At 72.0% G+C, this 23,740-nt stretch carries 20 protein-coding genes and 4 pseudogenes; 16 read left to right on the top strand and 8 right to left on the bottom strand.

Annotated features, from left to right (window positions below):
• Nucleotides 1–87: 87 nt before the first annotated feature.
• From KWI83_RS20260 to KWI83_RS20250, 3 genes are all read left to right on the top strand, one after another.
• Nucleotides 88–441, top strand: coding sequence for a VOC family protein (locus KWI83_RS20260; protein WP_218515770.1), 354 nt, complete (start codon nt 88–90; stop codon nt 439–441).
• 81 nt (nt 442–522) lie between these two features.
• Entirely contained in the window at nt 523–912 is a 390-nt protein-coding gene (locus KWI83_RS20255) for a MarR family winged helix-turn-helix transcriptional regulator (protein WP_218515769.1), read from the top strand.
• 108 nt (nt 913–1,020) lie between these two features.
• The gene (locus tag KWI83_RS20250) at nt 1,021–1,290 is read left to right on the top strand and encodes a hypothetical protein (RefSeq protein WP_218515768.1); all 270 of its coding nucleotides are present in this window, start codon (nt 1,021–1,023) and stop codon (nt 1,288–1,290) included.
• A gap of 13 nt (nt 1,291–1,303) precedes the next feature.
• Here the strand turns inward: KWI83_RS20250 and KWI83_RS20245 are convergent, their stop codons facing one another.
• From KWI83_RS20245 to KWI83_RS20220, 5 genes are all read right to left on the bottom strand, one after another.
• Nucleotides 1,304–2,140, bottom strand: a complete 837-nt coding sequence (locus tag KWI83_RS20245) for an MBL fold metallo-hydrolase (RefSeq protein WP_308122120.1) — start codon at nt 2,138–2,140, stop codon at nt 1,304–1,306.
• 79 nt (nt 2,141–2,219) lie between these two features.
• Complete coding sequence (locus KWI83_RS20240) at nt 2,220–2,627, bottom strand: SseB family protein (protein WP_218515767.1); 408 nt, start codon at nt 2,625–2,627, stop codon at nt 2,220–2,222.
• 913 nt (nt 2,628–3,540) lie between these two features.
• Nucleotides 3,541–5,607: a discoidin domain-containing protein gene (locus tag KWI83_RS20230; RefSeq protein WP_218515766.1), complete on the bottom strand. Its 2,067-nt coding sequence runs from the start codon at nt 5,605–5,607 to the stop codon at nt 3,541–3,543.
• A gap of 217 nt (nt 5,608–5,824) precedes the next feature.
• Entirely contained in the window at nt 5,825–6,475 is a 651-nt protein-coding gene (locus tag KWI83_RS20225) for a DUF4360 domain-containing protein (protein WP_218515765.1), read from the bottom strand.
• A gap of 278 nt (nt 6,476–6,753) precedes the next feature.
• A complete protein-coding gene (locus KWI83_RS20220) occupies nt 6,754–7,824 on the bottom strand; it encodes a methyltransferase domain-containing protein (RefSeq protein ID WP_218515764.1) in 1,071 nt (356 codons plus the stop codon).
• Nucleotides 7,825–8,070: 246 nt separating this feature from the next.
• Between KWI83_RS20220 and KWI83_RS20215 the strand changes: the two genes are divergently transcribed.
• The 7 genes from KWI83_RS20215 to KWI83_RS20190 all read left to right on the top strand — a co-directional run bounded on the left by KWI83_RS20215 (nt 8,071) and on the right by KWI83_RS20190 (nt 14,575).
• Complete coding sequence (locus KWI83_RS20215; RefSeq protein ID WP_218515763.1) at nt 8,071–9,660, top strand: ABC transporter substrate-binding protein; 1,590 nt, start codon at nt 8,071–8,073, stop codon at nt 9,658–9,660.
• A gap of 20 nt (nt 9,661–9,680) precedes the next feature.
• Nucleotides 9,681–10,649 carry an ABC transporter permease gene (locus KWI83_RS20210; RefSeq protein ID WP_218515762.1) on the top strand — a complete coding sequence of 323 codons (969 nt, stop codon included), beginning with the start codon at nt 9,681–9,683 and terminating at the stop codon, nt 10,647–10,649.
• 14 nt (nt 10,650–10,663) lie between these two features.
• Entirely contained in the window at nt 10,664–11,560 is an 897-nt protein-coding gene (locus KWI83_RS20205; protein ID WP_218515761.1) for an ABC transporter permease, read from the top strand.
• A gap of 290 nt (nt 11,561–11,850) precedes the next feature.
• A complete protein-coding gene (locus tag KWI83_RS20200; RefSeq protein WP_218515840.1) occupies nt 11,851–12,819 on the top strand; it encodes an ABC transporter ATP-binding protein in 969 nt (322 codons plus the stop codon).
• Nucleotides 12,812–13,492: an ABC transporter ATP-binding protein gene (locus KWI83_RS20195; protein WP_218515760.1), complete on the top strand. Its 681-nt coding sequence runs from the start codon at nt 12,812–12,814 to the stop codon at nt 13,490–13,492. The genes KWI83_RS20200 and KWI83_RS20195 overlap by 8 nt, the downstream gene beginning before the upstream one ends.
• A 94-nt stretch (nt 13,493–13,586) precedes the next feature.
• The gene (locus tag KWI83_RS38820) at nt 13,587–13,769 is read left to right on the top strand and encodes a hypothetical protein (protein ID WP_256362545.1); all 183 of its coding nucleotides are present in this window, start codon (nt 13,587–13,589) and stop codon (nt 13,767–13,769) included.
• Complete coding sequence (locus KWI83_RS20190) at nt 13,757–14,575, top strand: MFS transporter (protein WP_308122119.1); 819 nt, start codon at nt 13,757–13,759, stop codon at nt 14,573–14,575. The genes KWI83_RS38820 and KWI83_RS20190 overlap by 13 nt, the downstream gene beginning before the upstream one ends.
• Before the next feature lie 112 nt (nt 14,576–14,687).
• Here KWI83_RS20190 and KWI83_RS40340 read toward each other — a convergent pair.
• Nucleotides 14,688–14,807: pseudogene (locus KWI83_RS40340) on the bottom strand (acyl-CoA dehydrogenase); the annotation flags it as partial.
• A 197-nt stretch (nt 14,808–15,004) separates the two neighbouring features.
• On the opposite strand from KWI83_RS40340, the pseudogene KWI83_RS20180 reads away from it, so the two are divergent.
• Nucleotides 15,005–16,224, top strand: a pseudogene (locus KWI83_RS20180) (CoA transferase); the annotation flags it as partial.
• A gap of 168 nt (nt 16,225–16,392) precedes the next feature.
• On the opposite strand, the gene KWI83_RS20175 reads toward KWI83_RS20180, so the two are convergent.
• Nucleotides 16,393–17,160 (bottom strand): DJ-1/PfpI family protein, encoded by a 768-nt coding sequence (locus KWI83_RS20175; RefSeq protein ID WP_218515839.1) that lies wholly within the window; start codon nt 17,158–17,160, stop codon nt 16,393–16,395.
• A gap of 185 nt (nt 17,161–17,345) precedes the next feature.
• Here KWI83_RS20175 and KWI83_RS20170 point away from each other — a divergent pair, with 185 nt between their 5' ends.
• The 3 genes and pseudogenes from KWI83_RS20170 to KWI83_RS20160 form a co-directional block, all read left to right on the top strand.
• Nucleotides 17,346–19,040, top strand: a complete 1,695-nt coding sequence (locus KWI83_RS20170) for a BCCT family transporter (protein WP_218515759.1) — start codon at nt 17,346–17,348, stop codon at nt 19,038–19,040.
• A gap of 85 nt (nt 19,041–19,125) precedes the next feature.
• Nucleotides 19,126–19,771: pseudogene (locus KWI83_RS20165) on the top strand (iron chelate uptake ABC transporter family permease subunit); the annotation flags it as partial.
• A 1-nt stretch (nt 19,772) separates the two neighbouring features.
• A pseudogene (locus KWI83_RS20160) lies at nt 19,773–20,036 on the top strand (ABC transporter ATP-binding protein); the annotation flags it as partial.
• Between the two features lie 351 nt (nt 20,037–20,387).
• Here KWI83_RS20160 and KWI83_RS20155 read toward each other — a convergent pair.
• Nucleotides 20,388–21,335 carry a methionyl-tRNA formyltransferase gene (locus KWI83_RS20155; protein ID WP_218515758.1) on the bottom strand — a complete coding sequence of 316 codons (948 nt, stop codon included), beginning with the start codon at nt 21,333–21,335 and terminating at the stop codon, nt 20,388–20,390.
• 98 nt (nt 21,336–21,433) lie between these two features.
• Between KWI83_RS20155 and KWI83_RS20150 the strand changes: the two genes are divergently transcribed.
• Nucleotides 21,434–22,777 carry a lysine N(6)-hydroxylase/L-ornithine N(5)-oxygenase family protein gene (locus KWI83_RS20150; RefSeq protein WP_218515757.1) on the top strand — a complete coding sequence of 448 codons (1,344 nt, stop codon included), beginning with the start codon at nt 21,434–21,436 and terminating at the stop codon, nt 22,775–22,777.
• A gap of 9 nt (nt 22,778–22,786) precedes the next feature.
• Complete coding sequence (locus tag KWI83_RS20145; RefSeq protein ID WP_218515756.1) at nt 22,787–23,572, top strand: ABC transporter permease; 786 nt, start codon at nt 22,787–22,789, stop codon at nt 23,570–23,572.
• Nucleotides 23,573–23,740: the final 168 nt, after the last annotated feature.

Here is a 23,740-nt window from a genome sequence, read left to right as displayed (position 1 = left end):
CGGAGAAGCCGCCCGCCACTGCCCCGGCCTAGCGTGAGACCACCGACGGAGACGACCGTCGGATCGCGCCACACCAAGGAGTACGCCATGACCGCCGGCCTGCAGACGATCATCTACCCCGTCAAGGACCTCGACCGGGCGAAGTCCCTGTTCAGCGCGCTGCTGGGGGTGGACCCGCACACGGACCAGCCGTACTACGTCGGTTTCCGGGACGCCGGGCAGGAGATCGGCCTCGACCCGAACGGCCACGCGCAGGGCCTGACCGGCCCGGTTCCCTTCTGGCACGTGGCCGACATCCGGGCCACGCTCGCGGCGCTGCTGGCCGCGGGCGCCGAGACGGTGCAGGACGTTCGGGACGTCGGGGCCGGCCGACTGATCGCCTCGGTGAAGGACCCGGACGGCAACCTCGTCGGGCTGCTCCAGGACCGGACCACCGACTGAGCGCCACCCCGTTTGTCCCTCCCTTGCGCCCACACTAGTTGCACAGTCAACAATTGGCCGGATCAGTGTTACCGTGCGGATATGGCAGCGAACACGGTCGGCACCGACCTGGAGCAGCGGTGGCGGGAGATCCTGTCGATGCACGCGCGCACGGTCTGCGAGATCGACCGCGTGCTCCATCCGCACGGGCTCGGTGCGAGCGACTTCGAGGTACTGGACATCCTCGCCACCGCGGCACCCGAGGAGGGCGACCACTGCCGGGTGCAGAACCTCGTGGGACGGGTCCACCTCAGCCAGAGCGCCCTGTCCCGCCTGATCGGCCGACTGGAGAAGGACGGCCTGGTCGAACGCTCCGTCTGCGTCGAGGACCGGCGGGGCGTGTGGGTCGCCCTGACCCCCAAGGGCCGCGCCCTGCACGCCGAGGTGCTGCCCCTGCAGCGGGCGGCACTGGCGCGGACACTGGAAGGCTGAGCCGTTCCCCCTGATGGCGGGCCACCCACCGGGGTACCTGGTCGTGACGGACACCGACCCTCGGGAAAGCTGCCCTCACCGGGCCACTGAACACGAGAGGTGCCGAACATGACCGACGCCGACCCGACCGCACTCACCCTGCTGAGGGAGCGGGCCGACAGCGGCGACCCCGACGCGATCGACGAGCTGGTCGAACTCGCCGCCGAACGGGGCGACCTGGCCGAGCTGCGCCGCCTCGCCGAACGGGGCAGCAGCACCGCGACCGACCAGCTCATCGAGGTCGCCACCGAACAGGGCGACCTCGATGAGCTGCGCCGCCTCGCCGACGCGGGCAACACCACCGCCGCCGACCAGCTCCTGGACCTCACCGCCGAGTGACGCCCGGAGGGGTTCACAGCACGAACTCGGCCCCGTCCGGAAGGACTTCGATGCCCGCCTCGGCCGCCTGCGCACGGGCCGCCGAGGCGGGGTCGAGAAGCGGGTCGGCGTCGTCCAGGCGGGTGTGGATGCGACGGAGCCCGGACCGCGGGGCGAGGGCGGCATCGGCGGTCGCGGAGTACGTACCGTCCAGCACGGCGCAGTCGGCGCCCGCCAGCAGCTCGTCCAGCTCCGCGCCCCCTCCGGCGGCCAGGCGGGGCGCGTAGACGAGCACACCGCCGGTGGCCAGGTCCTCGATGCGGTACGCCGTCACCCAGCACTCGTCCGCGGCGCGCCGGGGCAGATACGCCGGCGCCGGCGCCCCGACGGGGTGGGCGGTGACGACCAGGCCACCGGAGAGCACGAAACCGCCCGCGGGGAGGCTGTCGTACCACTCCCACGGCGCGTACCGGTCGACCATGGCGCGCGCGGGTGCGAGGGCGGTGAGGACCGGTGGCGCGGCGTACACCTTCAGGTCCGGCGCCCCGCGCAGCTCGGTCAGTCCGGACATGTGTTCCGGTTCGGCGTCCGTGAGGAGCACACCCCGCACCGGTGTGGGCCGGGGTCCGGGGCCCGGCCACAGCGCGGAGGTGGCGTTCAGCTGGGCGCGGATGTCCGGCAAGGCGTTGAGCAGCCACCAGTCCCGGGAGTTGCCGGTGACGGCGGCCGCCTCCTGCGTACGGGAGGGCAGCGTGCCGTCACGGGCGGCGGCGCACGGCGTGCAGCCGCAGTTCCACCGCGGGAAACCGCCGCCGGCCACGGTGCCGAGCAGGACGACCCTCAAGGGCGTGACCACCCCGGCGCGGGCCACATTTCCGGCCGACCTCGGCACACGTCGGCGCGGCGGATCCCGCGTGACGTGGGCGTTCACCCGAGGTGAACGCCCGGGTTCAGGCCTGCGGACGGGCCAGCAGGGTACGGACGCCGTCCGAGGTGAGCGTCAGACCGTGCGACGAACTGCCGTCGATGGTGAGGGACAGTTCGTCGGACGGCCACTGCGAGGCGAGGGCGCCGAGCGGTACGAGGCGGTAGCGGGAGACGAACGGCAGCAGCTGGGCCATCTCCAGCTCGGAGGTGAACACGGGCACCACCGGGCGCCCGTCCGGTTCCTCCAGCACGGGCAGCGCCACCGCGGTGGGGTCGGCCGCTTCCTCGTCCATGGCGTCGTCCGGCACGGGGACCAGCACCTCGCTGCTCGCGAGCGTGTCCAGCGCCGACTCGTCCTCGGTGTTCACGACGAGCGCGTCCAGCGCCCGCTGGGCCGGTGTGGGGGTGGGGTCGTTGGCGGGTGTCTCCATGGCGGATTCCCTGGTCGTGGCGGTCGTGGGGCCCGCCCGGGCCAAGATCGGGCTCCGGTGCGGCCCTCGACGCGTACCCCGGCGGGCGGCGAACATTCCCGTTCCGGGCGAGCAATCCCGCGCTCCCCGTATCACCTGTGGACCACGGGCGCCGTGTCGGAATTCCCTCAGCCGCCGCCGTCCGCCGGGCTCAGCCGCAGCACCGTGCCCTCCCCGTCGGCCGCGAGCAGCAGGGCGTCGTCCGGGGCGACGGCCGGCCCGGCGAAGCGGTACGGCGCCCCTGGCATGCCGCCCACGAAGAGGGCGGGCCGGGTCCGGGGTACGACGCCCGGGGGCGGCCCGACCGGCAGGTCCTCGGCGTCGATGCGACTCTCTCCCGTGGTGAGGGAGATCGCCCGGAGCCTGCGGTGCGTGGTCTCCAGCGTGAAGATCTCGTCGCCCAGGACCGCCAGCCCCTGGGGCCCGCCGAGCCCGTCACCAGGTCGAGCCGACCCCCCGCACCCGGGCCAGCGCCTCTGTCCATGGGTGCAGGCCCGACGCGCCCGCCGCCGCTCCTACCGCTTGCGGTCGCCCCCCACCCCGCCGACGCGGCCCGCGCCGTAGTCGAGCTGCTGCGCGGTCCTCACCAACGCGGCGAGAGGGTCACTCGAAGGAGTGCGACGCGCCACCCGGATACCGCGGGTTTTCCGCACGCGGAGCCGGTCCAGCCATCGTGCGACCGAGAATCCTGCCAACCGTCCTCCCCTTTCCAGCACTTCGGGGACACCTACGCCCGGCGGCGCTGTGCGCCAGGGTAATTCGCCATGCCCCGCCACCCCTTCCGCCGCGTAGAAATATCCACCGGCACGGGCACGCCGCATCAGATCAGACCAGCGGAAATTCGCACAAGATGCGCGTTATTCGTACATACGTGTCAGCTGCTGTGGACGCCCATCTCGTACAGCGAATAACCCCAGTCGGTGCCACGGTCCAGGAACTGGACGCGGACGTACCGGGCGGGCGTCGGGGTGAACCGCGCGGTGTCCAGTCCGCCGTCACCGGCGGTGGTGGACCAGGCGGTCTGCCAGTTCACGCCGTCGGTGGAGAGCTCGACGCGGTACGACGTCCCGTACGCCCGCTCCCAGTCCAGCGTGACCCGCCCGACCCGGTTCGTGGACCCGAGGTCGATCCGCAGCCACTGGTCGTCGCTCCAGTCGCTGGCCCAGCGGGTGCTGCGCGCACCGTCCACGGCCCGGCCCGGCGCATAGCTGGTGAACGGGTTCCACTCCGCCGAACTGGCCGTGGCCGAAGCGCCCGCGGCGAGGTTGACGCCGCTCTGGTGCCGCTCGGACGCTCCCCAGGTGTCGAGGTAGGACTCGGCGCCCCGGAAGAGGTCGTCCACCACGGCCTGACCGCCGACGAGCCGGACGTCCTCGATCCAGTCCGGGACCAGGCCGTAGTGCGCGGCTCCGTCGGTGTTCAGGTCCCAGGTGCGCTCACCGGTGGTCTGCCGGTCGATGACGGAACCGCCGTCGACGCTGCGGAAGGGATATGTCACGGGGTTCGCGGCGTCCGCGCCGCGCGGGCCCGGCCAGCCGCCGACGCCGTTCATGTCCGTGCCGTAGCCGTAGCCCACGTCGTACTTCTCGCGCAGCGCGTCCGTGCGCTTCGCCTCCGCGCTGAAGGCCTCGGAGCCGTGCATGTACTGGGCGATGAAGCCGCCGAGGGAGTAGACCCGCTCCGTCCAGTTGAGGTCCATCCAGCTGTGCGAGGACAGCACACCCGGGTACGACTCGGCCTCGAAGATGTCGAGCACCCGGCCGGTGGCCTTGACGCTCATGTGGTCGATCTCCAGCATCATCTTGCGTTGCATCATCCCGCGCACGGCGTACTCACCGAGTTCGGTGAGCCCGCGGACGTTGCACTGGGCGTCCCCGTTGTACGCGGGGACCTCCACGCCGTCCGGGAGTTCCGCCTCGGCCTCGGGCGCCGCCGCGCCGCCGATGGGGTTGTCGTGCTGGGGTCCCGTGCACTTCTCCGTCTTCCAGAAGGTACCGGTCGACAGGAACTGCCCGACATTGATGGCGGTTCCGAGCGCGCCCTCGTCGAAGCGCACGCCGCACAGCGCGTTGTCGAACTTGTGGCACAGGAACATGCTGCGCACCCCGAGCGCGTACAGCTCGTCCAGCCCCTTGTCGATGTCCTCCCTGCTGCACTGCGGGATGTCCAGGATCTGCTTGCAGCCGAACGGTTCGGAGGTCTCGACGCCCAGGACGACCGCCAGCTTGCCCGCCTCGATGACCTCACGGGCCTGCGCGCTGTCGGTGACGATCCGGAACCAGCCCTTGCCGGGGCCGCCGTACATCCTGTCGACGTAGGCCTGGAGGTCGTACGTCAGTTTGGCCTGCAGCCGGATCGACGTCATCTCGTCGCAGCTGCGGTCCTTGAAGAAGTAGACCGAGCAGATCACGCCGTTGGTGACGAGGTCGTTGACCAGGACGCGCTGGCCGCCGCGCCAGGCCCGCTCGATCCAGGCGTAGTAGTTCTGCTGGTGGGTCAGCGAGTCGTGGGCGGGCCAGTCCTTGAACGTGGGCCAGCCCACCGGATCGTGCCTGCCGTCACCGCCGCCCGTGATGAAGTCGAAGAGGGCGAGCGAACCGTCGGGGTAGTGCTCGGGGCAGTCCTTGAGCGCGTCGGCGATCCCGGCCTCGGAGAAGGGCTTGCCGCAGATGAGCCGTCCGCCGAACGCCTCGTTGGAGAACAGGTGGTTGTGCGCGTCGACGAAGCCGCGCACCTCGCCCTCGGCGGTGGTGCCGGTGAACGGCTCGCCGGTGACGTTGATCTGCGAGTCCGGGGCGGGCCGCGCGACCGGGTTCCACCAGTCGGTTCCGGCCGCCGAACTCGGTGCCGGGCCCAGGACTGTGGCCAGCACGAGGAGGAGCAGCGACACGACGGTGACGTGTCTGCGGCGGCGGTTCGGGCGTCGTGGAGCCATGGTCATTACCCACGTCCCTCGGTCGGCGGGATGGCACGGTCGACGAGCCAGGCCCTTACGGGACCTCTACTGACGGGTTGTCATGACCGGCGCGAGATATGCGACGAGGATGGCCAGCGGTGCATGGCACGTCAAGAGCTGTGCACACAGGAGCGATTGAGTGTGCGAGGTACGCCTGTGCCCCGGTCGCCGGACGTCGCGGCGACCGGGGCACAGGCCGGTGTCAGGTGTCGGGACACTCCTTCCACGCCAGGTGGTAGACGGTGCTGATGTCCCCGTCGGTCGAGTCCATCGTCATGAAGCTGGTCTTGGCCGGGTCGGAGGTGCCCGCGCTCACCCGCAGCTCGGTGTTGATGTTGAAGTTGCGCTGGACGCCGCAGGGCGCCCAGACCAGCTGGGCCCAGTCAGTGGTGTCGGTGGCCTGCCAGTTGTCGTTGTAGGGGCCGCGGAAGGGGTGGTTTCTGAACTCCGTGTTCGGAGAGCCCTGGAAGTAGTACGAGGCCCGCTGGATACCGCTGGCGCCCGGCTGAAGGGCGGCGAAGCCGCGGTAGTCGGCGCTGGCGATGGCGTACGTGAAGCCCTGCGGCACATGGACGATCAGGTTGAGCTGGCAGTTCTTGCGGAACGCCGTGGGGTCGGAGGTGCCGCCGACCTGGGCGAGGTAGTCGCTGTAGGTCACCGTGAAGGCGGTGTTGTCCTGCGAGACGGCGACGGCGGCGGTGCCCTGCGGGCAGCCGGAGCCGTTCACCGTGGCGACCTTGATGACGATGCGGTCCGGGGGCGGGTCGACGAAACCGGACGACGGGTCCTGCGCGGGTACCGCGGTGGCGAGCAGCGCGCCGATCACGCCGCTGAGGAGCAGGCCGGCAGCCATGGTTCTCCCATCTCTGCTTCGGTTCGAGGCTTCCGTTCGGGGATTCGTTCGGGGTCTCCGTTCGGGTCCTCTGGTCGGGGGGGTGGCAACCACGATGGTTCAGTCATGAACATGTCAAGCTCAGGCTCATGCGGCGCCCAACACGCCCCGGCCTGGAGGGAATCCGTGAACATACGGTGAAGGCCGGGAGCGCTCGCATCGTAGGGGCCGCGGCGATCAGGCGACCAGGGCTGTATCCGGCCATCCCCGGTCGCCGACCGCCTGCGTCACGCGTCGGCTCACGGCCTGATGTCGTACAGCACGTTGAACGGGTCGTCCGCGGGGGAGCGGGCCACGTCGCTGAAGCCCGCCTCGGCGCAGAGACTGCGTACCACCGCCTCCGGCATGCCGCACGTGCCGAGCGCGGCGCCGTCGTTCGCGAGAGAGGTGGTCATGCAGTAGAACATGCTGAACCCGTAGAGCATCGTCGCCACCGGGCCCACGTTGTCCTGGGGCCGGTCCTCGCAGTTGATCTCCAGCATCAGGTAGTCGCCGTCGTCCTTCACCGCGGCCCGGACGGCGGCGAGCAGCCGCTTCGGTTCGGCGGAGTCGTGAATGACGTCGAAGGTGGTCACGAGGTCGTACCGCCCGGGGAGCCCCTCGGTGGCATCGACCGTCTCGAAGGTCACGCGGTCGGCGACACCGGCCTGCTCCGCGTTCCGCCGGGCACGTTCCACCTGGGCCGGGAAGTTGTCGAACCCGGTGAAACGCGAGCGGGGAAACGCCTCGGCGAGCACGATCAGCGCGCGGCCCGCGCCGCATCCCACGTCCGCGACGTCGATGCCCCGTTCCAGCTTCTCGACGACGTGGGGGAAGGTGCTCAGCCAGTCGTCGACCATCACGCTCTCGAACCAGCTCCCCGTGAAACGGCTCATGCCGTCCCACAGGATGCCCGGGTAGTCGCTCTGCCGTACGCCACCCCCATGCCGGAACGCCTCGCACAGTCGCTCGTACGGCGTCAGCGCGGCGGGCACCATCTGGTAGACGCCGCCGAGGAACATGGGCCCCCACTCGTCGGCCAGGGCCGGAGCGTGTTCCGCGGGGAGCGCGAAGCGTCCGGGCTCCGGTTCCTCCAGATAGCCCGCCGCGGTGAGGCCCCGCAGCCACTCGCGCACATAACGCTCATTCAGGTCCAGACGATCCGCGAGCTCCTGACTGTCGGCGGGGCCACGGGCTGCGAGGTCCTTGAACAAGCCGAGCCGGTCGCCCAGGTGGCACAGCCCGACCGTCATCATCCCGCTGAGGTCCGCGAGCGCCTTCTCCATGAAGGCCTCGACCTTCGCCTCGTCCACCTCGCGCGGTGCCGCCATCATGTTCCTCCTCGCCGTCGAGCACGGTCGTGAACATCGACCGTTCGGCAAGCCAAACACCGGGCTGCCGCCTCGTCCGTCAGCCACGGCGGGCGGAGACGCGAAGTCCACCCCAGGGCACGTTCTCCCCCATGCCGGTGCTGTTCGCGCTCGGCGTGGGATACGGATGATCGGCGGGCGCCGCTCACCCCTCCAGTCGCACATAATGTGCAAGTACGATTCTCAAGCAGCAAGGGTGTGAGGCTCATGACGACGACCCGTCGAACAAGAGGTGCCGCCGTCGCGGCGGCGGTGGTGGCCGGGGTCGCCGCCTGTTCCGCACCCAGCGAGGGCGGGAGCGGCGGCAGTTCCGCGGACTCCGTCGTGATCGGCGTGGCCTCCGAGCCGGACACGCTCAGCCCCCTGCTCGGCTACGGCAAGGACGGCAACTCCAAGATCTTCGACGGGCTGCTCGCCCGGGACGCCGACCTGAAGCTGAAGCCCGCCCTGGCGAAGTCGCTCCCCGAGGTCGCCGACGACGGCCTCACCTACACGTACACCCTGCGCGAGGGCGTGAAGTTCAGCGACGGCGAACCGCTGACGGCCGCCGACGTGGTCTTCACCTACCGGACCGTCCTGGACGAGAAGACCAACAACACGTCCAGGAGCGAACTGGACGCCGTCAAGGACGTCCGGGCGAGCGGTGACGACAAGGTCGTCTTCAGGCTGAAGTACCCCTACGCGCCCTTCGCCGGGCGCACGGTGCTGCCCGTCGTCCCCGAGCACATCGCGGGGAAGCAGGACCCCAACACCGGCTCCTTCAACACCCAGCCGGTGGGCACCGGACCGTACGTCCTCTCCGCCTGGAGCAAGGGCGAGAAGCTCACCTTCAAGGCCAACCCGCACTACTGGGGCGGCGCGCCGAAGGTGACGACGTTCACCATGGCGGTCATCGCGGACGACAACGTACGCGCCACCCGGCTGCGCTCCGGCGACCTGGACGGCGCGGTCCTCCCGCCCAACCTCGCCGCCACCTTCAAGAACGACGAGGGCATGAAGTCGTACGAGGCGAGGTCCTACGACTTCCGTGCCGTCACCCTGCCGACGGCCGGCAAGGTCACCGGCGACCGCGCGATCCGGCAGGCGCTCGATGCCGCCGTGGACCGGAAGGCCATGGTCGACAAGATCCTCGACGGCGCGGGCACACCGGCGTACGGACCGCTGCCCGTGGACGATCCGTCGTTCGCCAAGGGCATCGAGCGCGAGCCGGACGTGGGCAAGGCCACGCGGATTCTCGACGAGGCGGGATGGAAGACCGGCGAGGACGGCATCCGCGCCAAGGACGGGCAGAGGGCCACGTTCACCCTGCTCTACCCCTCGGGCGACAAGGTCCGCCAGGACCACGCCCTCGCCTACGCCTCCGACGCCAAGAAGGCCGGAATCGACGTGCGCGTGGAGAGCGCCACCTGGGAGGTCATCGAACCCCGGATGAAGGACGACGCGGTCCTCGCGGGCTTCGGCAGCACCGGCGACCCCGACTTCGGCCTCTACACCCTGCTGCACTCCTCACTCGCGGGCGACGGCTTCAACAACATGGCCCGCTACGACAACCCGGCCGTGGACCAAGCCCTGGACACCGGCCGCCGCACGCAGGAGCCGGACAAGCGGAAGGCCGCGTACGACAGGCTCCAGCGTGAGCTGGTGAAGGACCCCGGCTACACGTTCCTCACCCACATCAACCACCTCTACGTGCTCGCGGACCGGTGGGAGGGGCTGACCACGCAGCTCGAACCGCACGAGCACGGCTTCGCCAGCGGGCCCTGGTGGAACATCGAGGACTGGCAGCCCAAGAAGTGACGCCCCTGCCCTGGGGAGCGATGGCACGTCTGGCGGGACGGCGGACCCTCTTCGCCGTCCCCGTCCTCCTCGTGGTGACCTTCGGCGTGTTCGCCATCGCCGCCGCCTCCCCCTTCGACCCCGTCAAGGCGTACGCCGGCACGGCCGCGCTCGGCGCCGACCAGGAGACCCTGGACCGGCTGCGCGACAACCTCGGTGCGGACCAGCCCTTTCCCGCCCGCTGGTGGGAGTGGCTGACGTCCGCGCTCACCGGTGACCTCGGCCACTCCAGCGTGCTGCGGCAGCCGGTGGGCCAGGTGATCGGGGAACGTCTGGTGTGGTCCTCGCTGCTCTGCGCGGTCGCGTTCGCCGTGGCCGTACTCGCCGGCACGCTGCTCGGGGTGCTGGCCGCCCGCCGTCCCGGGTCGATGCTCGACCGAGCCGTCACCTCGCTCGCGTACACCCTGGAGGCGGCACCGGTCTTCTGGATCGCCCTGCTCGCCATCTGGCTGTTCGCACTGCAGCTCGACATCCTCCCGGCGGGCGGACTGACGGACACCGGCAGCGAACAGGTCACCCCCGGACAGGTCGCGAGCCATCTCGTCCTGCCCGCCGGTGTGCTCGCCGTCTCCCAGCTCCCGTGGTTCGCCCTCTACGTGCGGCAGGGGGTCGGCGACGCCCTGGCGGAGGACCCGGTCCGTGGCGCCCGCGCCCGGGGACTGGGCGAACGCACCGTCCTGCTCGGCCACGCGCTGCGCTCCGGACTGCTGCCGGTCCTGACCCTGATCGGCTCCCGCGTTCCCGAACTCATCACCGGAGCACTGCTCGTGGAAAGTGTCTTCAGCTGGCCGGGCATCGCCGCGGCCACCGTCGAGGCGGCCACCGCCGTCGACTTCCCGCTGCTCGCCGCCCTGACCACCCTCGCCACCGCCGCGGTCCTCGTGGGCAACCTGCTCGCGGACCTGCTGTACGGCCTGTTCGACCCGAGGGTGAAGCTCAGTGACATGTGACGTTGGTGACTCCCATGGCTGATATCGCAGTTGAGAAGGGAACACGGCCCGGCGTCGAGTGGCGCTCCGCCGGTACCGCGCGCCGTTCGACCCGCACGCTGCGTGTGCGGGTCTCCGCCACGCTGGTGGCCCTGACCGTCCTCGCCGTCCTGCTCGTCCCGCCGCTGGTGCAACTCGACCAGCAGGCCGTCGACCTGTCCGCCAAGCTGCAACCGCCGTCCTGGGCGCACCCCTTCGGCACCGACGACGTCGGCCGGGACCTGCTGCTGCGCTGCGTGTACGGCCTGCGGGTCTCGCTGCTCGTCGGCGTCGCGGCGGCGCTGACGGCGACCGTGGTCGGCACGGCCGTCGGGGCCACCGCCGGGGCCCTGGGCGGCTGGGCCGACCGGGGCATCATGCGCCTGGTCGACACCGTCTCGTCGGTGCCCCACCTGCTGCTCGGCATCTTCATCGTCGCCATGTTCCGGCCGGGTGTCTGGCCGGTGGTCGTCTCGGTCGCGCTCACCCACTGGCTGTCGACGGCACGCATCGTCCGCGCCGAGGTCCTCTCCCTGCGCTCGCGCCCGTACATCGACGCCGCTGTCTCCGGGGGCGCCTCGCGGTGGCGGGTGACGGTACGGCACCTGCTGCCGGGGGTGCTGCCCCAGGCCGCGCTCGCCGCCGTACTGATGGTGCCGCACGCCATGTGGCACGAGTCGGCCCTGTCCTTCCTCGGGCTGGGGCTGCCCACGCACACGGCGAGCCTCGGCACCCTCATCCAGACCGCGCGGGGATCGCTGCTGGCCGGGCAGTGGTGGCCGACCCTCTTCCCCGGACTGTTCATCATCGTGCCGACCCTCGCCATCGCCGGGCTCGCCGGCGCCTGGCGGGAGCGGATCAATCCGCGCCGCCGATCGGAGCTGATGCTGTGACCGAGCGCTTTCCGCAGGGACCGGCGGGACGACTGCCGTCGCAACTGGCCGAGGGCACGCCTCGACGACCGGCCGAGCGGCCAACGCAGCGACCGGCCGAACGACTGCCGGAGCAACCGGCCGAGGGCACGCCTCAACGACCGGCCGAGCGACCAACGCAGCGACCGGCCGAACGACGGCCGGAGCAACCGGCCGAACACCTGCCCGAACAGCCGGCCGAGGGCACGCCCCAACGACCGGCCGAGCTACCCCCCGTGCTGTCGGTGCGCGGGCTGTCGGTGCGCTTTCTCATGCCCGGTGGGCGCCGGGTCGCCGCTGTCACCGACGCGCACTTCGACGTGGCGGCCGGCGAGTGCCTCGCCCTGATCGGCGAGAGCGGCTGCGGCAAGTCCGTCCTCGCCTCCGCCCTGCTCGGCCTGCTCCCGGCCAACGCCCGGACCGCGGGCGAGGCCCGGCTCGGCGACATCGACCTGCTCTCCGCCGACGAACGGACCCTCGCCCGCCGGGTGCGGGGCCGCCTGATCGGGCTCGTCCCGCAGAGCCCGGCCGCGCACCTCACCCCTGTCCGCACCATCCGTTCCCAACTGGAGGAGACCGTCGCGGAACTGACCGGCGTCCGGGGCCGGGCCGCCCTGCGGCAGGCCGCCGAGACGGCCGCCGACCGTGCGGCGTTCCCCGTCGACCACCTCGACCGCTACCCGCACCAGCTCTCCGGCGGCCTCGCCCAGCGCGCCGCCACCGCGCTCGCCCTCGTCGGCGACACGCCACTGCTGCTCGCCGACGAGCCGACGACAGGGCTGGACCGCGATTTGGTGGAGCGCACGGTCGACGAACTGCGCCGCCACGTCGACAGCCCGGACGGGCCGAACAGCGGCGGACGCGCCCTGCTGATGATCACCCATGATCTGGCGGCAGCCGAACGCATCGCCGACCGGATCGCCGTGATGTACGCCGGCCGCATCGTCGAACTCGCCGACGCCCCGGCGTTCTTCGGCTCACCCGGCCCCCGCCACCCCTACAGCCGGGGCCTCCTCCAGGCCCTTCCCGACCGCGCCTTCACCCCCATCCCCGGCCTGCCTCCGGAACTCGGCGACCTCCCCGACGGCTGCGCCTTCGCCGCCCGCTGCGACCGGGCCACCGACACCTGCACCGCACTGCCACCCATGACCGAGGCCGTCGCCTGCCACCACCCCTTCGCAGGTCACGACCCGCGGCGGCCGCGCCCCGCCGCACCGGCCCCCGAGGACATCCGTGCTTGAACTACGCGCCATCACCGCCGGATACGACCGCCACGCACCCGTCGTACGGAACGCCTCCCTGACCATCGCCCCCGGCGAGTCCGTCGGTCTGCTCGGCCCCAGCGGCTGCGGCAAGTCCACCCTCGCCCGCGTCGCCGCCCTGCTGCACCGCCCCGACTGCGGCACCCTGCTCCTGGACGGCGAACCCGTACGGCACTGGCGCCACCGCGCCCCGCGCGAGCTGCGTACCGCCTTCGGCGTCGTCTTCCAGCAGCCCCGGCTCTCGGCAGACCCCCGGCTGCGGCTCGCCGACCTGATCGCGGAGCCTTTGCGCGCCACCGGCCGCCGCGAGGAGATACCCGAACGAGTCGCCGAGCTGGCCGCCACCGTCGGCCTCACCCCCGACCTGCTGGGCAGACAACCCCACGAAGTCAGCGACGGCCAGCTCCAGCGTGCCTGCCTGGCCCGTGCCCTGGTACTGCGTCCCCGCTGGCTGGTGTGCGACGAGATGACCGCGATGCTCGACGCCTCCACCACCGCCGCTCTGGTCGCGGTCGTCGAGGACTACCGCGCCACCACCGGCGCCGGCCTGCTTGCCGTCGGCCACGACCGCACACTCCTGCACCGCTGGTGCGACCGCACGGTCCCCTGGCAGGCGGTGTGCGGGGCGGAGCCGGTGCCCGCAGGGTCCTGAACCGCCCCACCCGCCGCGCATGTGGCACACGCCATAACAAGGGCCGGAACCCGGAAGCGGTTCGGGCCGACTGCTCTTCCTGGGAGGTGCGTCTGTGACGACGGGTCGGAGTGGGACCGGCACGGCTGCCGAGGTGGGCGAGGCGAGGGCGGGCGGCGCCCTGACCGCGCTGCTGACCTGCGCCATGGCCTTCTCGATGATGCAGTTGTTCCTGCCGGGGGCCCTGGGCCCGAGGCTGGTGAGCAACTCGGCGTCTCCCCCACCGTGCTGGGGCTGACGACGACCGTCGGGTTCACGACCGCAACCGTCCTCTCGCCCGTCGGCGGACGGGTGGTGGACCGGGTGGGGCCTCGCCGGTGTCTGGTCGCCCTGCTGGCGGTGTCGGCGCTGGCGCTGGCGCTCGTCGGGGCGGCGCCCGGCGCCGGTTTCCTGCTGGTGGGGGTCGCACTCGGCGGGCTGCCGCAGGCGCTGGCCAACCCGGCCACGAACAAGGCGATTCTGGCCGTCGTACCGCCTGCCCGGCGCGGCTCGGTGACGGGGATGAAGCAGTCGGGGGTGCAGCTCGGGGCGTTCGCGGCCGGGCTGCCGCTCGCGGTGCTCGCCGGGTTCGCGGGGTGGCGGGCAGCGGTGTGGACGGCGGCGGGTGCCGCGGTCGTGGCGGCCGTGTGGGCGGCGCGGGTGCTGCCCGGCGATCCGCCCGCGAAGTCCACCCCGGCGGCCTGGATGCCGCGCGGCATGATCGCCTGGCTGATGGTCTTCTCGCTGCTGCTGGGCTGCGGCATCGCTTCCGTGAACACCTATCTGGCGCTGTACGGCGCTCAGCGGCTCGGCCTCGGCCCGACCGCGGCGGGCGCGCTGGTGGCCGTGCTGGGCGTGGCGGGGATCGCCGGGCGGATCGGCTGGTCGAAGGTCGCGGGCCGCCCCGGCTGGTCGGTGTGGTTGCCGGGTCTGCTGGCCGCGGGGCGGTGGGGGCGGCGCTGCTGCTCGCCGTCTCCTCGTACGTCCCGCCGCTCGCCTGGGCCGCCGCGGTGGCCGTGGGGGTCTTCGCGGTGGCCGCCAACGCGGTGTCGATGGTCCTGGTGATGCAGCGTGCCGCGCCCCGCCGGGCGGGCCAGGACGTAGGCGCCGGGCCGTGGTCGCTGGCGCCCTCCACTTCGGCGATGTGCGCGTAGGAGCGCAACGGCAGCCCCTGCCCGCCGAGTTCGGCGGGATGCGGCAACGCCCACAGTCCGGCGTCCTTCGCGTCCTCCCGGAGCCGGGCCAGCAGGGCGCTCGCCTCCGGCCCGCCCGCGTCCAGCACGGGTTCGTGGGGCATGACCCGCTCACGGACGAAGTCCGCCACCCGCTGCCGCAACTCCGCGATGTCCGGCGGGCATTGAGGCTCACCCTGCGTCACTCGCACCAGTTTCCTCCGCTCCTGTGGGAACTCCGGCCCTCGCCGGTCCGACTGCTCTTGTCGTGGAACGGTCGGGGGCGACCGCCCCGGGTTCCCGAGCGTCAGGAAGGAGAGGCATGGCAACTCCTGCCACACCCGTCACCCTGCGCACGGCCCGCCCGCTGGAGGGGCTGCGCGTGGAGACCTCGGGTCCGCCCGGTCCGGCGGACGGTCTCGTCGCGGAGCATCTGCGGCTGCTGGGCGCCACGGGCGACGGCCGTCCAGGTGGCCGGTTCGCCCTGTCCGGGCGGCAGTCCGGGGCGGGGGCGGTCACCGCCCGTACGACGTGGGGGGACGGCGTCGTCGACGAGGCGACCGTGCAGGCGGCCACCGGCATCATGGCGGTGCACGGCCGTCGCGACGGCGGCCCACGCGGCCTCGCCGTCGACTACGCGGCCACCGCCACCGGCGTACACCGTGCAGGCACTGCTGGCCGGACTGCTCGCGCAGGCCCGTGGCGGACGCGTCCACGGCGCGGAGGTGAGCGCGGAGCGGGCCGGGTCGCTGGCCGTCGCGCAGTACCTGGCCGCCGCCGGGGCCGAGGAGGGCGAGGCCGCCGAACTGACGCCGGGCGGACCGCCCTTCACCGCGGCGGACGGCACCCTCTTCGAACTGGAGACGCTCGACCCCGGGCGCCTGGGCCGCGTTCTGGCGTGCGCTGGGAGCGCCCGAGGAGGCGATACGACGGGGTTGGCGGCCCTTCCAGTTCCGGTACGCCACCGCCTGCGCGCCCTTCCCGCCCGTACTGCATGAGATCGTGCGGGCGAGCCCCTGGGAGCGGGTCCGGGAGGCCGCCGACGGCTCCGGGACGCACGTGTGCCCGCTGTCGTCGCTCGCGCGGCGGGCCGCCGAGTACGACGACGCGCCGCCCTGGGAGCTGGCCGTGCACATGGCGTCGTACTCCGGCACGACGGCACCGGTGGACGCCCCGCTGGCCGGACTGACCGTCCTGGAGGCGGGCCGCCGCATCCAGGCGCCGCTCGCCGCCCATCTCCTCGGGCTGCTGGGCGCGGAGGTCGTCCGGATCGAGCCGCCGGGCGGTGACCCGCTGCGGGGCATGCCGCCCGCCTGCTCGGGGATCTCGGCGCGCTGGCTGGCGCTGAACCGGGGCAAGAAGGCCGTCGAGGTGGACATCAAGGCCGCGGCGGACCGGGAGCGGCTGCGCGAGATGGCGGCGCAGGCCGATGTCTTCCTGCACAACTGGGCGCCCGGCAAGGCCGCCCAGCTCGGCCTGGACCACGAGCACCTGGCCGCCGCCAACCCGGCGCTGGTCTACGCCTACACGAGCGGCTGGGCCAGGCCGCGACGTCGAGGTCGACGTCCCGGATGGCCTCCACACGGCCGTGCCGGCAGGCGACCGCGCGCATCACGACGTCCAGTCCGTCCATGCCACCTCCTCGCTCCCCCACAGCAGTCGGAAGGAAAAGGCGGCTGGTTCCCGGGGATCGCGGCGGCGAGGGTCCGGCTAACGCGCCGCGTCCGCGAGCAGTTTCAGTGCCAGCGCTTCCGTCGCCTCGTCGGCCTTCTCGGGGCTGCCGGTGTCGTACGGAGGATCCGGGTCGTACTCGACGGCGAGCTGCATCGCTCGCGCCACGTGCTCGTCGGACAGGCGGGCGGCGAGATACAGCCCCATGTCGATCCCGGCGGACACCCCGGCCGCCGTGATGATCTTCCCGGCCTCGACGAACCGCCCGGGCGTGTAGGTGGCGCCGAGTTCCTTCAGATACGGGCGCGAGGCCCAGTACGTGGTGGCGGGCAGGCCGCGCAACAGTCCGGCGGCGCCGAGGATCAGGGAGCCGGTGCACACCGATGTCGTCCAGGTCGAGCGGCGGTGGATGTGGCGGATCCACTCGTGGACGGCGGTGTCCTCCATCATGGCCACGGTTCCGCGCTCACCGCCGCCGGGCACCAGCAGCACGTCGGCCCTGCGGACGTCCCGCATCGCGCGTTCCGCCACGAGCTCCAGCTCACCCGTGTCCGTACGCACCGGCCCCCGTTCGCGGGCCACCAGGGTCACCCGCACGTCCGGCACCCGGCACAGCACCTCGTACGGCCCCACCGCGTCCAGCGCGGTGAACCCGTCGTACAGCAGCACGGCCACCCGTAACCGGCCGTCGGTTGCCGCGAACGCCGGGCCGCTCACCCCGGTGGCGACCGCCAGGCCCGCCCCCAGCGCACCCGTCACCGCGCCGCGCAGCACTCCGCGCCGACTCCTTCCGAGCTCGGCATCCATGCCCGTTCAACTCCCTTGATGTTCAGTTCGGTTGGCACATCAGGAGTCGTCCCGCGCGTCGTGGGAGTTCCCGGCGCGGAGCAAGAACCGGCCCTCGTCCAGGACCGTCGGCGGGCCCCCAACGCGTGGGCCGGGCGGCGCGCCGCCCGGCGTTGTGCCGAGATGCCGCACCATAGTGGGGTGTCATGAGCACGGATCCGATCGATCAGCCTCGGCCGGGGCCTCCGTCCAGCGCTCCCGACAGCGGGACGCCCGACCGCACCCTCGTCGGCATCGGGATGGCCGCCGTCGTCGCCGTCGTCCTGTGGGCCTGGCTGGGCGACGAGTCCTTCGACAGCGTCTCCTCCGCGAGTCTGGGCTGGGTCCTGGACAACTTCGGCTGGCTGTTCGTGGTCGCCGCGGACGTGTTCCTGGTCCTGTGCCTGGTGATCGCGTTCAGCCGGTTCGGCCGGATCAGACTGGGCCAGGACGACATCGAGCCGGAGTTCGGAAACCTCGCCTGGATCGCGATGATGTTCAGCGCGGGCATGGGCATCGGCCTGATGTTCTACGGCGTCGGCGAACCGCTCACCCACTATCTCGCGCCGCCCCCGGCGAGCGGTGTGCCCGCCCAGACCGACACGGCCGCGCGTACGGCCCTGGAGTACTCCTTCTTCCACTGGACGCTCACCCCGTGGGCCATCTACGGGATCGCGGGGCTGGCCCTGGCGTACGCCGGTTTCCGCAAGGGCCGCAGCAACCGGCTCAGTGCCGCGTTCGTGCCGCTCATCGGGGCCCGGCGGGCGGCGTCGTGGCCGGGCCGGTTGATCGATCTGCTCGCCGTCTTCGCGACCGCGTTCGGTACGGCGACGAGCCTGGGCCTGGGGGCACTCCAGGTCGCCGAGGGGCTCGACCTCACGGTGGGGATCGACGCCACCCGGAACACAGAGCTGATCATCATCGGGGCCCTGTCCGCGGCGTTCGTGGTCTCGGCCTTCTCCGGTCTGCACCGGGGCATCAAATGGCTGTCGACGCTGAACATCGTGCTCGCGGCCGCGCTGATGGTGTTCGTCTTCCTGCTCGGACCGACCGTCTACATCCTGGATGTGATCCCGGCGTCCGTCGGCGGCTATCTGAACGACCTGCTGCCGATGGCCACACGCACCGGCGCCTTCTCCGACCGGTCCTGGCTGGGCTCCTGGACGATCTTCTACTGGGCCTGGTGGCTGTCGTGGGCGCCGTTCGTGGGGACGTTCATCGCCCGTATCTCGCACGGCCGGAGCATCCGCGAGTTCCTCATCGGTGTGCTGCTGGTGCCGAGCGGTGCGACCGTCGTCTGGTTCTGTGTGATGGGTGGTACGGCGCTCCGGTTGGAGTCGACCGGACAGGCGGACCTCGGGGGCGATGTGGCGGACGGCGCCGAGGCGGCGATGTTCGCGATGCTGGACGCGCTGCCGATCGGCACGGTCACGTCGTTCGTCGCGATGGTCCTGGTCATGACCTACTTCGTCACGAGTGCCGACTCGGCGTCGCTGGTGATGGGCTCCCTCACCAGCCGTGGCACGCTGCACCCGCCGTCGTGGCTCGTGGTGGCGTGGGGTGTGCTGATGGCGTCCGTGGCGGCGGTGCTGCTCGTGGTGGGCGGGCTGAACTCGCTCCAGACGGCGACGATCCTGGTCGCGCTGCCGTTCGTGGTCGTCATGCTGGTGCTGTGCGGGGCGCTGCTGAAGGAGCTGCGGGAGGATCCGGGCGCGGGGCCCGCCCGGCACCACGCACTGCACCGGCTGCAGGACGTCGTACGGACGATGGTCGGCGACGTGGTCGCGGGACAGGCCCCGACGCGTCACCACCGGCTGCGGCGGGCGGCGAAGGCCCGCAGGGAGACCGAGGAGGAGCCGTGACGTTCGGCGTCCCTCGCTGCTTTCCAGGGCCTGCGGGCGTTGCCCCGGTGGGCCCATGACGAGCCGCGCACGGAGCCGTGAGCCCATGACGACCGACCTCGCGCCCGGCGCGGGCCGGAGAGACCCGGCGGACCGGATCGACGTCCCCCGCTCCGCGGGCCGCGTCCCGTTCCGGCTCGCCGTGCCGCCCGTCTCCGGGGTGCTGCGGCCCCGGCTGGTGGCCGTGTGCCTGGTCCTCGCCGCCGCCGCGTTCCTCGCGTTCTGCGTGGAGACCGCCATCGGGGACATCGACCTGCCGCTGATCGACGTGATGCGGGCCCTGGTCGGCGCGGGCGATCCCGGAACCCGGCTGATCGTCCATGAACTGCGCCTGCCGCGGGCCCTGGCGGGGCTGCTCGGCGGCATCGCGTTCGGCATCTCGGGGGCCCTGCTCCAGACCATGACGCTCAACCCGCTCGCCAGCCCCGACATGATGGGCATCACCCAGGGCGCCGGGACGGCGGTGGTCGCGGGAATCGTCCTCGGCTGGGACACCGGCGCGGGCGCCAGGCCCTGGGACTGCTCGGCGCGCTGACGGCCGCGCTGCTGGTGTACGTGCTGCGTGGAAACGCGGCACCACCGGCTACCGGATCGTCCTCGTCGGCGTCGGCATCGCCTGGATCTGCACCAGCGCCACCGACTACCTCATGGCCCACGGCCGGCAGTTCCAGGCGCAGGCCGCGCTCGGCTGGCAACCGGCATCAGGGCCGCACCGTCGTGATGGTGGCGCACGACCTCAGCCAGGCGTGCCGGTACGCCGATCACGTCGCCGCCATGAAGGCGGGCCGCGTCGGGACGAGGGGCGCACCGGCCGAGGTCGTCACCGCCGCGATGGTGGAGGAGGTCTTCGGGCTGCGGTGCGTGGTCGGCGAGGACCCCGTCAGCCGGACGCCGATGGTCATTCCGATGGGCCGCCACCACGAGGCCACCGCCGCCGTCCCGGGCACGACGGGCTGACACCGGCCCGGGGCTCCGTCGTACGGACGGCCCGTCAGAGAGCCGCCCAACGCCCAGAAGCAGTCACTCACGACGCCCCCGCCCGACCACAGGCCCGGGGAGGCGACGGGGCCACGCCTCGACGCCCGCAACGACGCTCACGGACGACGAGCCGGACCGACCGGTCCGCACCGCTCCCTCACGGACGGCTCGTCGGACAACCGCCCATCGCCCACAAGCAGTCGCTCCCGACGCACCCACCTGACCACAGACCGGGCAGGCGACCGGCCCACACCTCGACACCCGCAACCACGCTCACGGACGACAAGCCGGACCGACCGGCAGGTCACCGGTCCGCGTCCTGCCGCTCACTCACGGACGGTCCGTCAGGTAGCCGCCCATGGTGCGGAAGTAGTCGGTGGCGGCGTACTCCGTGCCGTCGTCGGTCCGCACCCGTCGGACCACCAGACCGGGCAGGCGACCGGACCGCGCCTCCGCCCCGGCGACGACGACCACCCCGTCACCCTCGCGGATGAAGATCCGCCCCGGTGTGCCCCCGTAGCGGCCCCGCGAGACGGCGGCCGAGACGATCCGGATGCGTTCGCCGCGGTGATGGGTGAAGGCGTTCGGGTACGGGTCCGACTGGGCCCGTACGAGCCGCTCCAGGTCCTCGGCGGGCCAGGTCCAGTCGATCCGGCTGTCCTCCAGGGACCGCTTGTGGAAGAAGCTGGAGCGCGAGCGGTCCTGCGGCGTCCACACCGCCTTGCCGGAGGCGATGAGGTCCAGCGCGTCGGTCACGATCGGGCCGATGAGGTCGACCGTGCGGTGGAACAGGTCCGTCGCCGTGTCGGTGGGCCCGACCGGCACCGCGCGCTGGAGCAGGATGTCGCCCATGTCGAGCTCGGCGTCCATGCGGTGGGCGGTGACCCCGACCTGCCTCTCGCCGTTGATGAGGGCCCAGATCAGCGGCGAGAATCCGGCGTAGGCGGGCAGCAGCGAGTCGTGGACGTTGAGCGTGCCGTGCGGCGGCAGGTCGAAGATCTCCGGGGGCAGCCAGGTACGCCAGTTGTTCGCCACGATGATGTCCGGCTCGGACTCCTTGAGCGCGCGCAGGAGTTCGTCGTCGCCCGGCCGGTTGCGCAACAGCACCGGCACACCGTGCTGTTCGGCGAGGTCGGCGACCGAGTCGCTCCAGATCCTCTCGTACGCGTGGTCGCTCTTCGGGTGGGTGACGACCAGGACCACCTCGTGCCGGGAGTCGAGCAGCGCCCGCAACGTCCGGTGTCCCCAGGTCTGATAGCCGAACATGACGACCCGCATGTGAGCCTCCTCAGGCATTGCTAGGTAAGGCTTACCTTATCTAGCATGTGCCTGCTTGGGGGAGGCTGTGTCCCCCCTTCAGGGGAGGCGATGAAGCGGTGACGACACTGCAGAGCGGGCCGGATTCCGTCCACGACCTTCTGGGCATCGGCTTCGGACCGTCCAATCTTGCGCTCGCGATCGCGCTCCAGGACCACAGCGCGACCTCACGCGAAGACGGCGGATTCCGGGCCCTGTTCCTCGAAAAACGACCTCGGTTCGGCTGGCATCGCGGCATGCTCGTCGACGACGCCACCCTGCAGGTGTCGTTCCTGAAGGACCTGGTGACCATGCGCGACCCCACCAGCGACTTCAGCTTCCTGTGCTACCTGCGCGTACGCGGCCGACTGGTCGACTTCCTCAACCAGAAGCCCCTCTTCCCCCTGCGCATCGAGTTCCACGACTACTTCGAGTGGGCGGCCGGCCGGGTCGCCCCGCTCGTCGAGTACTCCGCCGAGGTCGTCTCCGTACGACCCGTCACCGAGGACGGCGAGGTCCGGTACTTCGACGTCACCAGCCGCGATCCGGCCGCCCCGGAGCGTGTGACGGTCCGCCGGGCCCGCGGCATCTGCGTCGCCACCGGCCTGGAGCCGCACCTGCCGCCCGGCGCCGTACGGTCCGAACGTATCTGGCACACCAGCGAGTTGCTGCCCCGGGTCGACGAACTCGTGCGCTCCGGCGCGCCCGTACGCCGCGCCGTCGTGCTCGGCGCCGGGCAGAGCGCCGCCGAGGCCGTCGACTACCTGCACCGCACCTTCCCCCACGCCGAGATCTGCTCGGTGTTCGCCAAGTACGGCTACACCCCCGCCGACGACAGCCCGTTCGCCAACCGGATCTTCGATCCCGAGGCCGTCGACCTGTACTACGGCGCGCCCCACGAGGTGAAACGGTCCCTGTTCGACTACCACCGCGGCACCAACTACTCGGTGGTCGACATGGAGTTGATCGAGGCGCTGTCCCGGACCATGTACCAGGAGAGGGTCCAGGGCAGGCAGCGGCTGCGGATGATGAACGTCTCCCGCATCCGCGAGGTCGAGGCCGGCGCGGACGACGTGCGGATGACGGTGGAGTTCCTGCCGACCGGCGAACGCGAGGTCATCGCCTCGGATCTGCTCGTCTACGCGACCGGCTACCGACCCCGGGGCATCGGCGACCACCTCGGCGAGCTCGCCAAACTCTGTCTGCGCGACGAGGAGGACGCCCTCCGGGTCGGCCGTGACCATCGCGTGGTGACCGCCCCGAACGTCACCGCCGACATCTACCTCCAGGGCGGCACCGAACACACCCACGGCCTCACCTCCACCCGGCTGTCCACGACCGCCGTACGGGCCGGGGAGATCCGCGACTCCCTCCTGGCGCGGCGCGGCGCCGACACCGCGAGGGCGGACTACGCCCAGGGTTAGGGGCGACGCGTGCGTCACCTCGCTGCGGAGACCCTGCTGCCGGTCGGCACGGCGCTCGCCGTGGCCCTCGTCGTCCTGGTGGTCGCGGCCACCGCCGTGGTCGCGGTGTTCCGCCTGTCCCCGGACGACTCCTACGGGCGGGCCCGCGAGGTCGTGGTGACGGGCGTACGGGCGGCCGTGCAACTGGCCGCGGTGTCCCTGGTGGTCGGCTGGGCCGTCCGCCACACCGCGGCCCTGCTCGGGTTCCTGCTCCTGATGTCCGCCGTCGCCACCCGTACCGCCGGACGGCGCGTCACGCCGAACGGCACCTGGTGGTGGACGGCCCTGCCCATCGTGGTCCCCGTGCTGCCCGTCCTTGCCGGGCTGGTGCTGGCCGGGCTGCTTCCCCTTCCCGGTATCGCGATCGTCCCGGTGAGCGGCATCCTCATCGGCGGCGCGCTCACCGCGACGGTGCTCGCCGGACGCCGCGCGCTGGACGAACTCGCCCTGCGGTACGGCGAGGTGGAAGCCGCCCTGGCGCTGGGCCTGCCGGAGCGCGACGCCCACCTCCTGGTGATCCGGCCCGCCGCGTCGGACGCCCTGCTGCCCGCCCTCGACCAGACCCGTACCGTGGGCCTGGTGACCCTGCCGGGCGCGTTCGTCGGCATGCTCCTGGCCGGCGCCTCCCCCGTGCTCGCCGGGGCCGTCCAGCTCTTCGTGCTCATCGCGCTGCTGGCCGTCGAGGCGCTCTCCGTGGCCCTGACCATCGAGCTCGTCGCCCGCCGCAAGCTGCACCGCGGAACGCAGCACCGGTGAGCCGACCGCGAAAGCCGGGCGGGCCCGGCTGAAATCCCGCACGGCTCGACAACCCCGTGCTCCGCCGCAAGCTGCACCGCGGAACGCAGCACCGGTGAGCCGACCGCGAAAGCCGGGCGGGCCCGGCTGAAATCCCGCGCGGTTCGGCAGCCCCGTGCAGGGGCGCGA

Source organism: Streptomyces sp. TRM70350 (assembly GCF_019219825.1).
Taxonomy (GTDB): domain Bacteria; phylum Actinomycetota; class Actinomycetes; order Streptomycetales; family Streptomycetaceae; genus Streptomyces.
Note: the sequence above shows the minus strand (reverse complement) of the source record. Positions and strands in the feature narration are given on the sequence as shown.

Bases quoted from the DNA above. Each gene is read 5' to 3' on its own strand.
- KWI83_RS20260 (WP_218515770.1), top strand. From the start codon at position 88: ATGACCGCCGGCCTGCAGACGATCATCTACCCCGTCAAGGACCTCGAC.
- KWI83_RS20255 (WP_218515769.1), top strand. From the start codon at position 523: ATGGCAGCGAACACGGTCGGCACCGACCTGGAGCAGCGGTGGCGGGAG.
- KWI83_RS20250 (WP_218515768.1), top strand. From the start codon at position 1,021: ATGACCGACGCCGACCCGACCGCACTCACCCTGCTGAGGGAGCGGGCC.
- KWI83_RS20240 (WP_218515767.1), bottom strand. From the start codon at position 2,627: ATGGAGACACCCGCCAACGACCCCACCCCCACACCGGCCCAGCGGGCG.
- KWI83_RS20230 (WP_218515766.1), bottom strand. From the start codon at position 5,607: ATGACCATGGCTCCACGACGCCCGAACCGCCGCCGCAGACACGTCACC.
- KWI83_RS20225 (WP_218515765.1), bottom strand. From the start codon at position 6,475: ATGGCTGCCGGCCTGCTCCTCAGCGGCGTGATCGGCGCGCTGCTCGCC.
- KWI83_RS20220 (WP_218515764.1), bottom strand. From the start codon at position 7,824: ATGGCGGCACCGCGCGAGGTGGACGAGGCGAAGGTCGAGGCCTTCATG.
- KWI83_RS20215 (WP_218515763.1), top strand. From the start codon at position 8,071: ATGACGACGACCCGTCGAACAAGAGGTGCCGCCGTCGCGGCGGCGGTG.
- KWI83_RS20210 (WP_218515762.1), top strand. From the start codon at position 9,681: ATGGCACGTCTGGCGGGACGGCGGACCCTCTTCGCCGTCCCCGTCCTC.
- KWI83_RS20205 (WP_218515761.1), top strand. From the start codon at position 10,664: ATGGCTGATATCGCAGTTGAGAAGGGAACACGGCCCGGCGTCGAGTGG.
- KWI83_RS20200 (WP_218515840.1), top strand. From the start codon at position 11,851: ATGCCCGGTGGGCGCCGGGTCGCCGCTGTCACCGACGCGCACTTCGAC.
- KWI83_RS20175 (WP_218515839.1), bottom strand. From the start codon at position 17,160: ATGGATGCCGAGCTCGGAAGGAGTCGGCGCGGAGTGCTGCGCGGCGCG.
- KWI83_RS20170 (WP_218515759.1), top strand. From the start codon at position 17,346: ATGAGCACGGATCCGATCGATCAGCCTCGGCCGGGGCCTCCGTCCAGC.
- KWI83_RS20155 (WP_218515758.1), bottom strand. From the start codon at position 21,335: ATGCGGGTCGTCATGTTCGGCTATCAGACCTGGGGACACCGGACGTTG.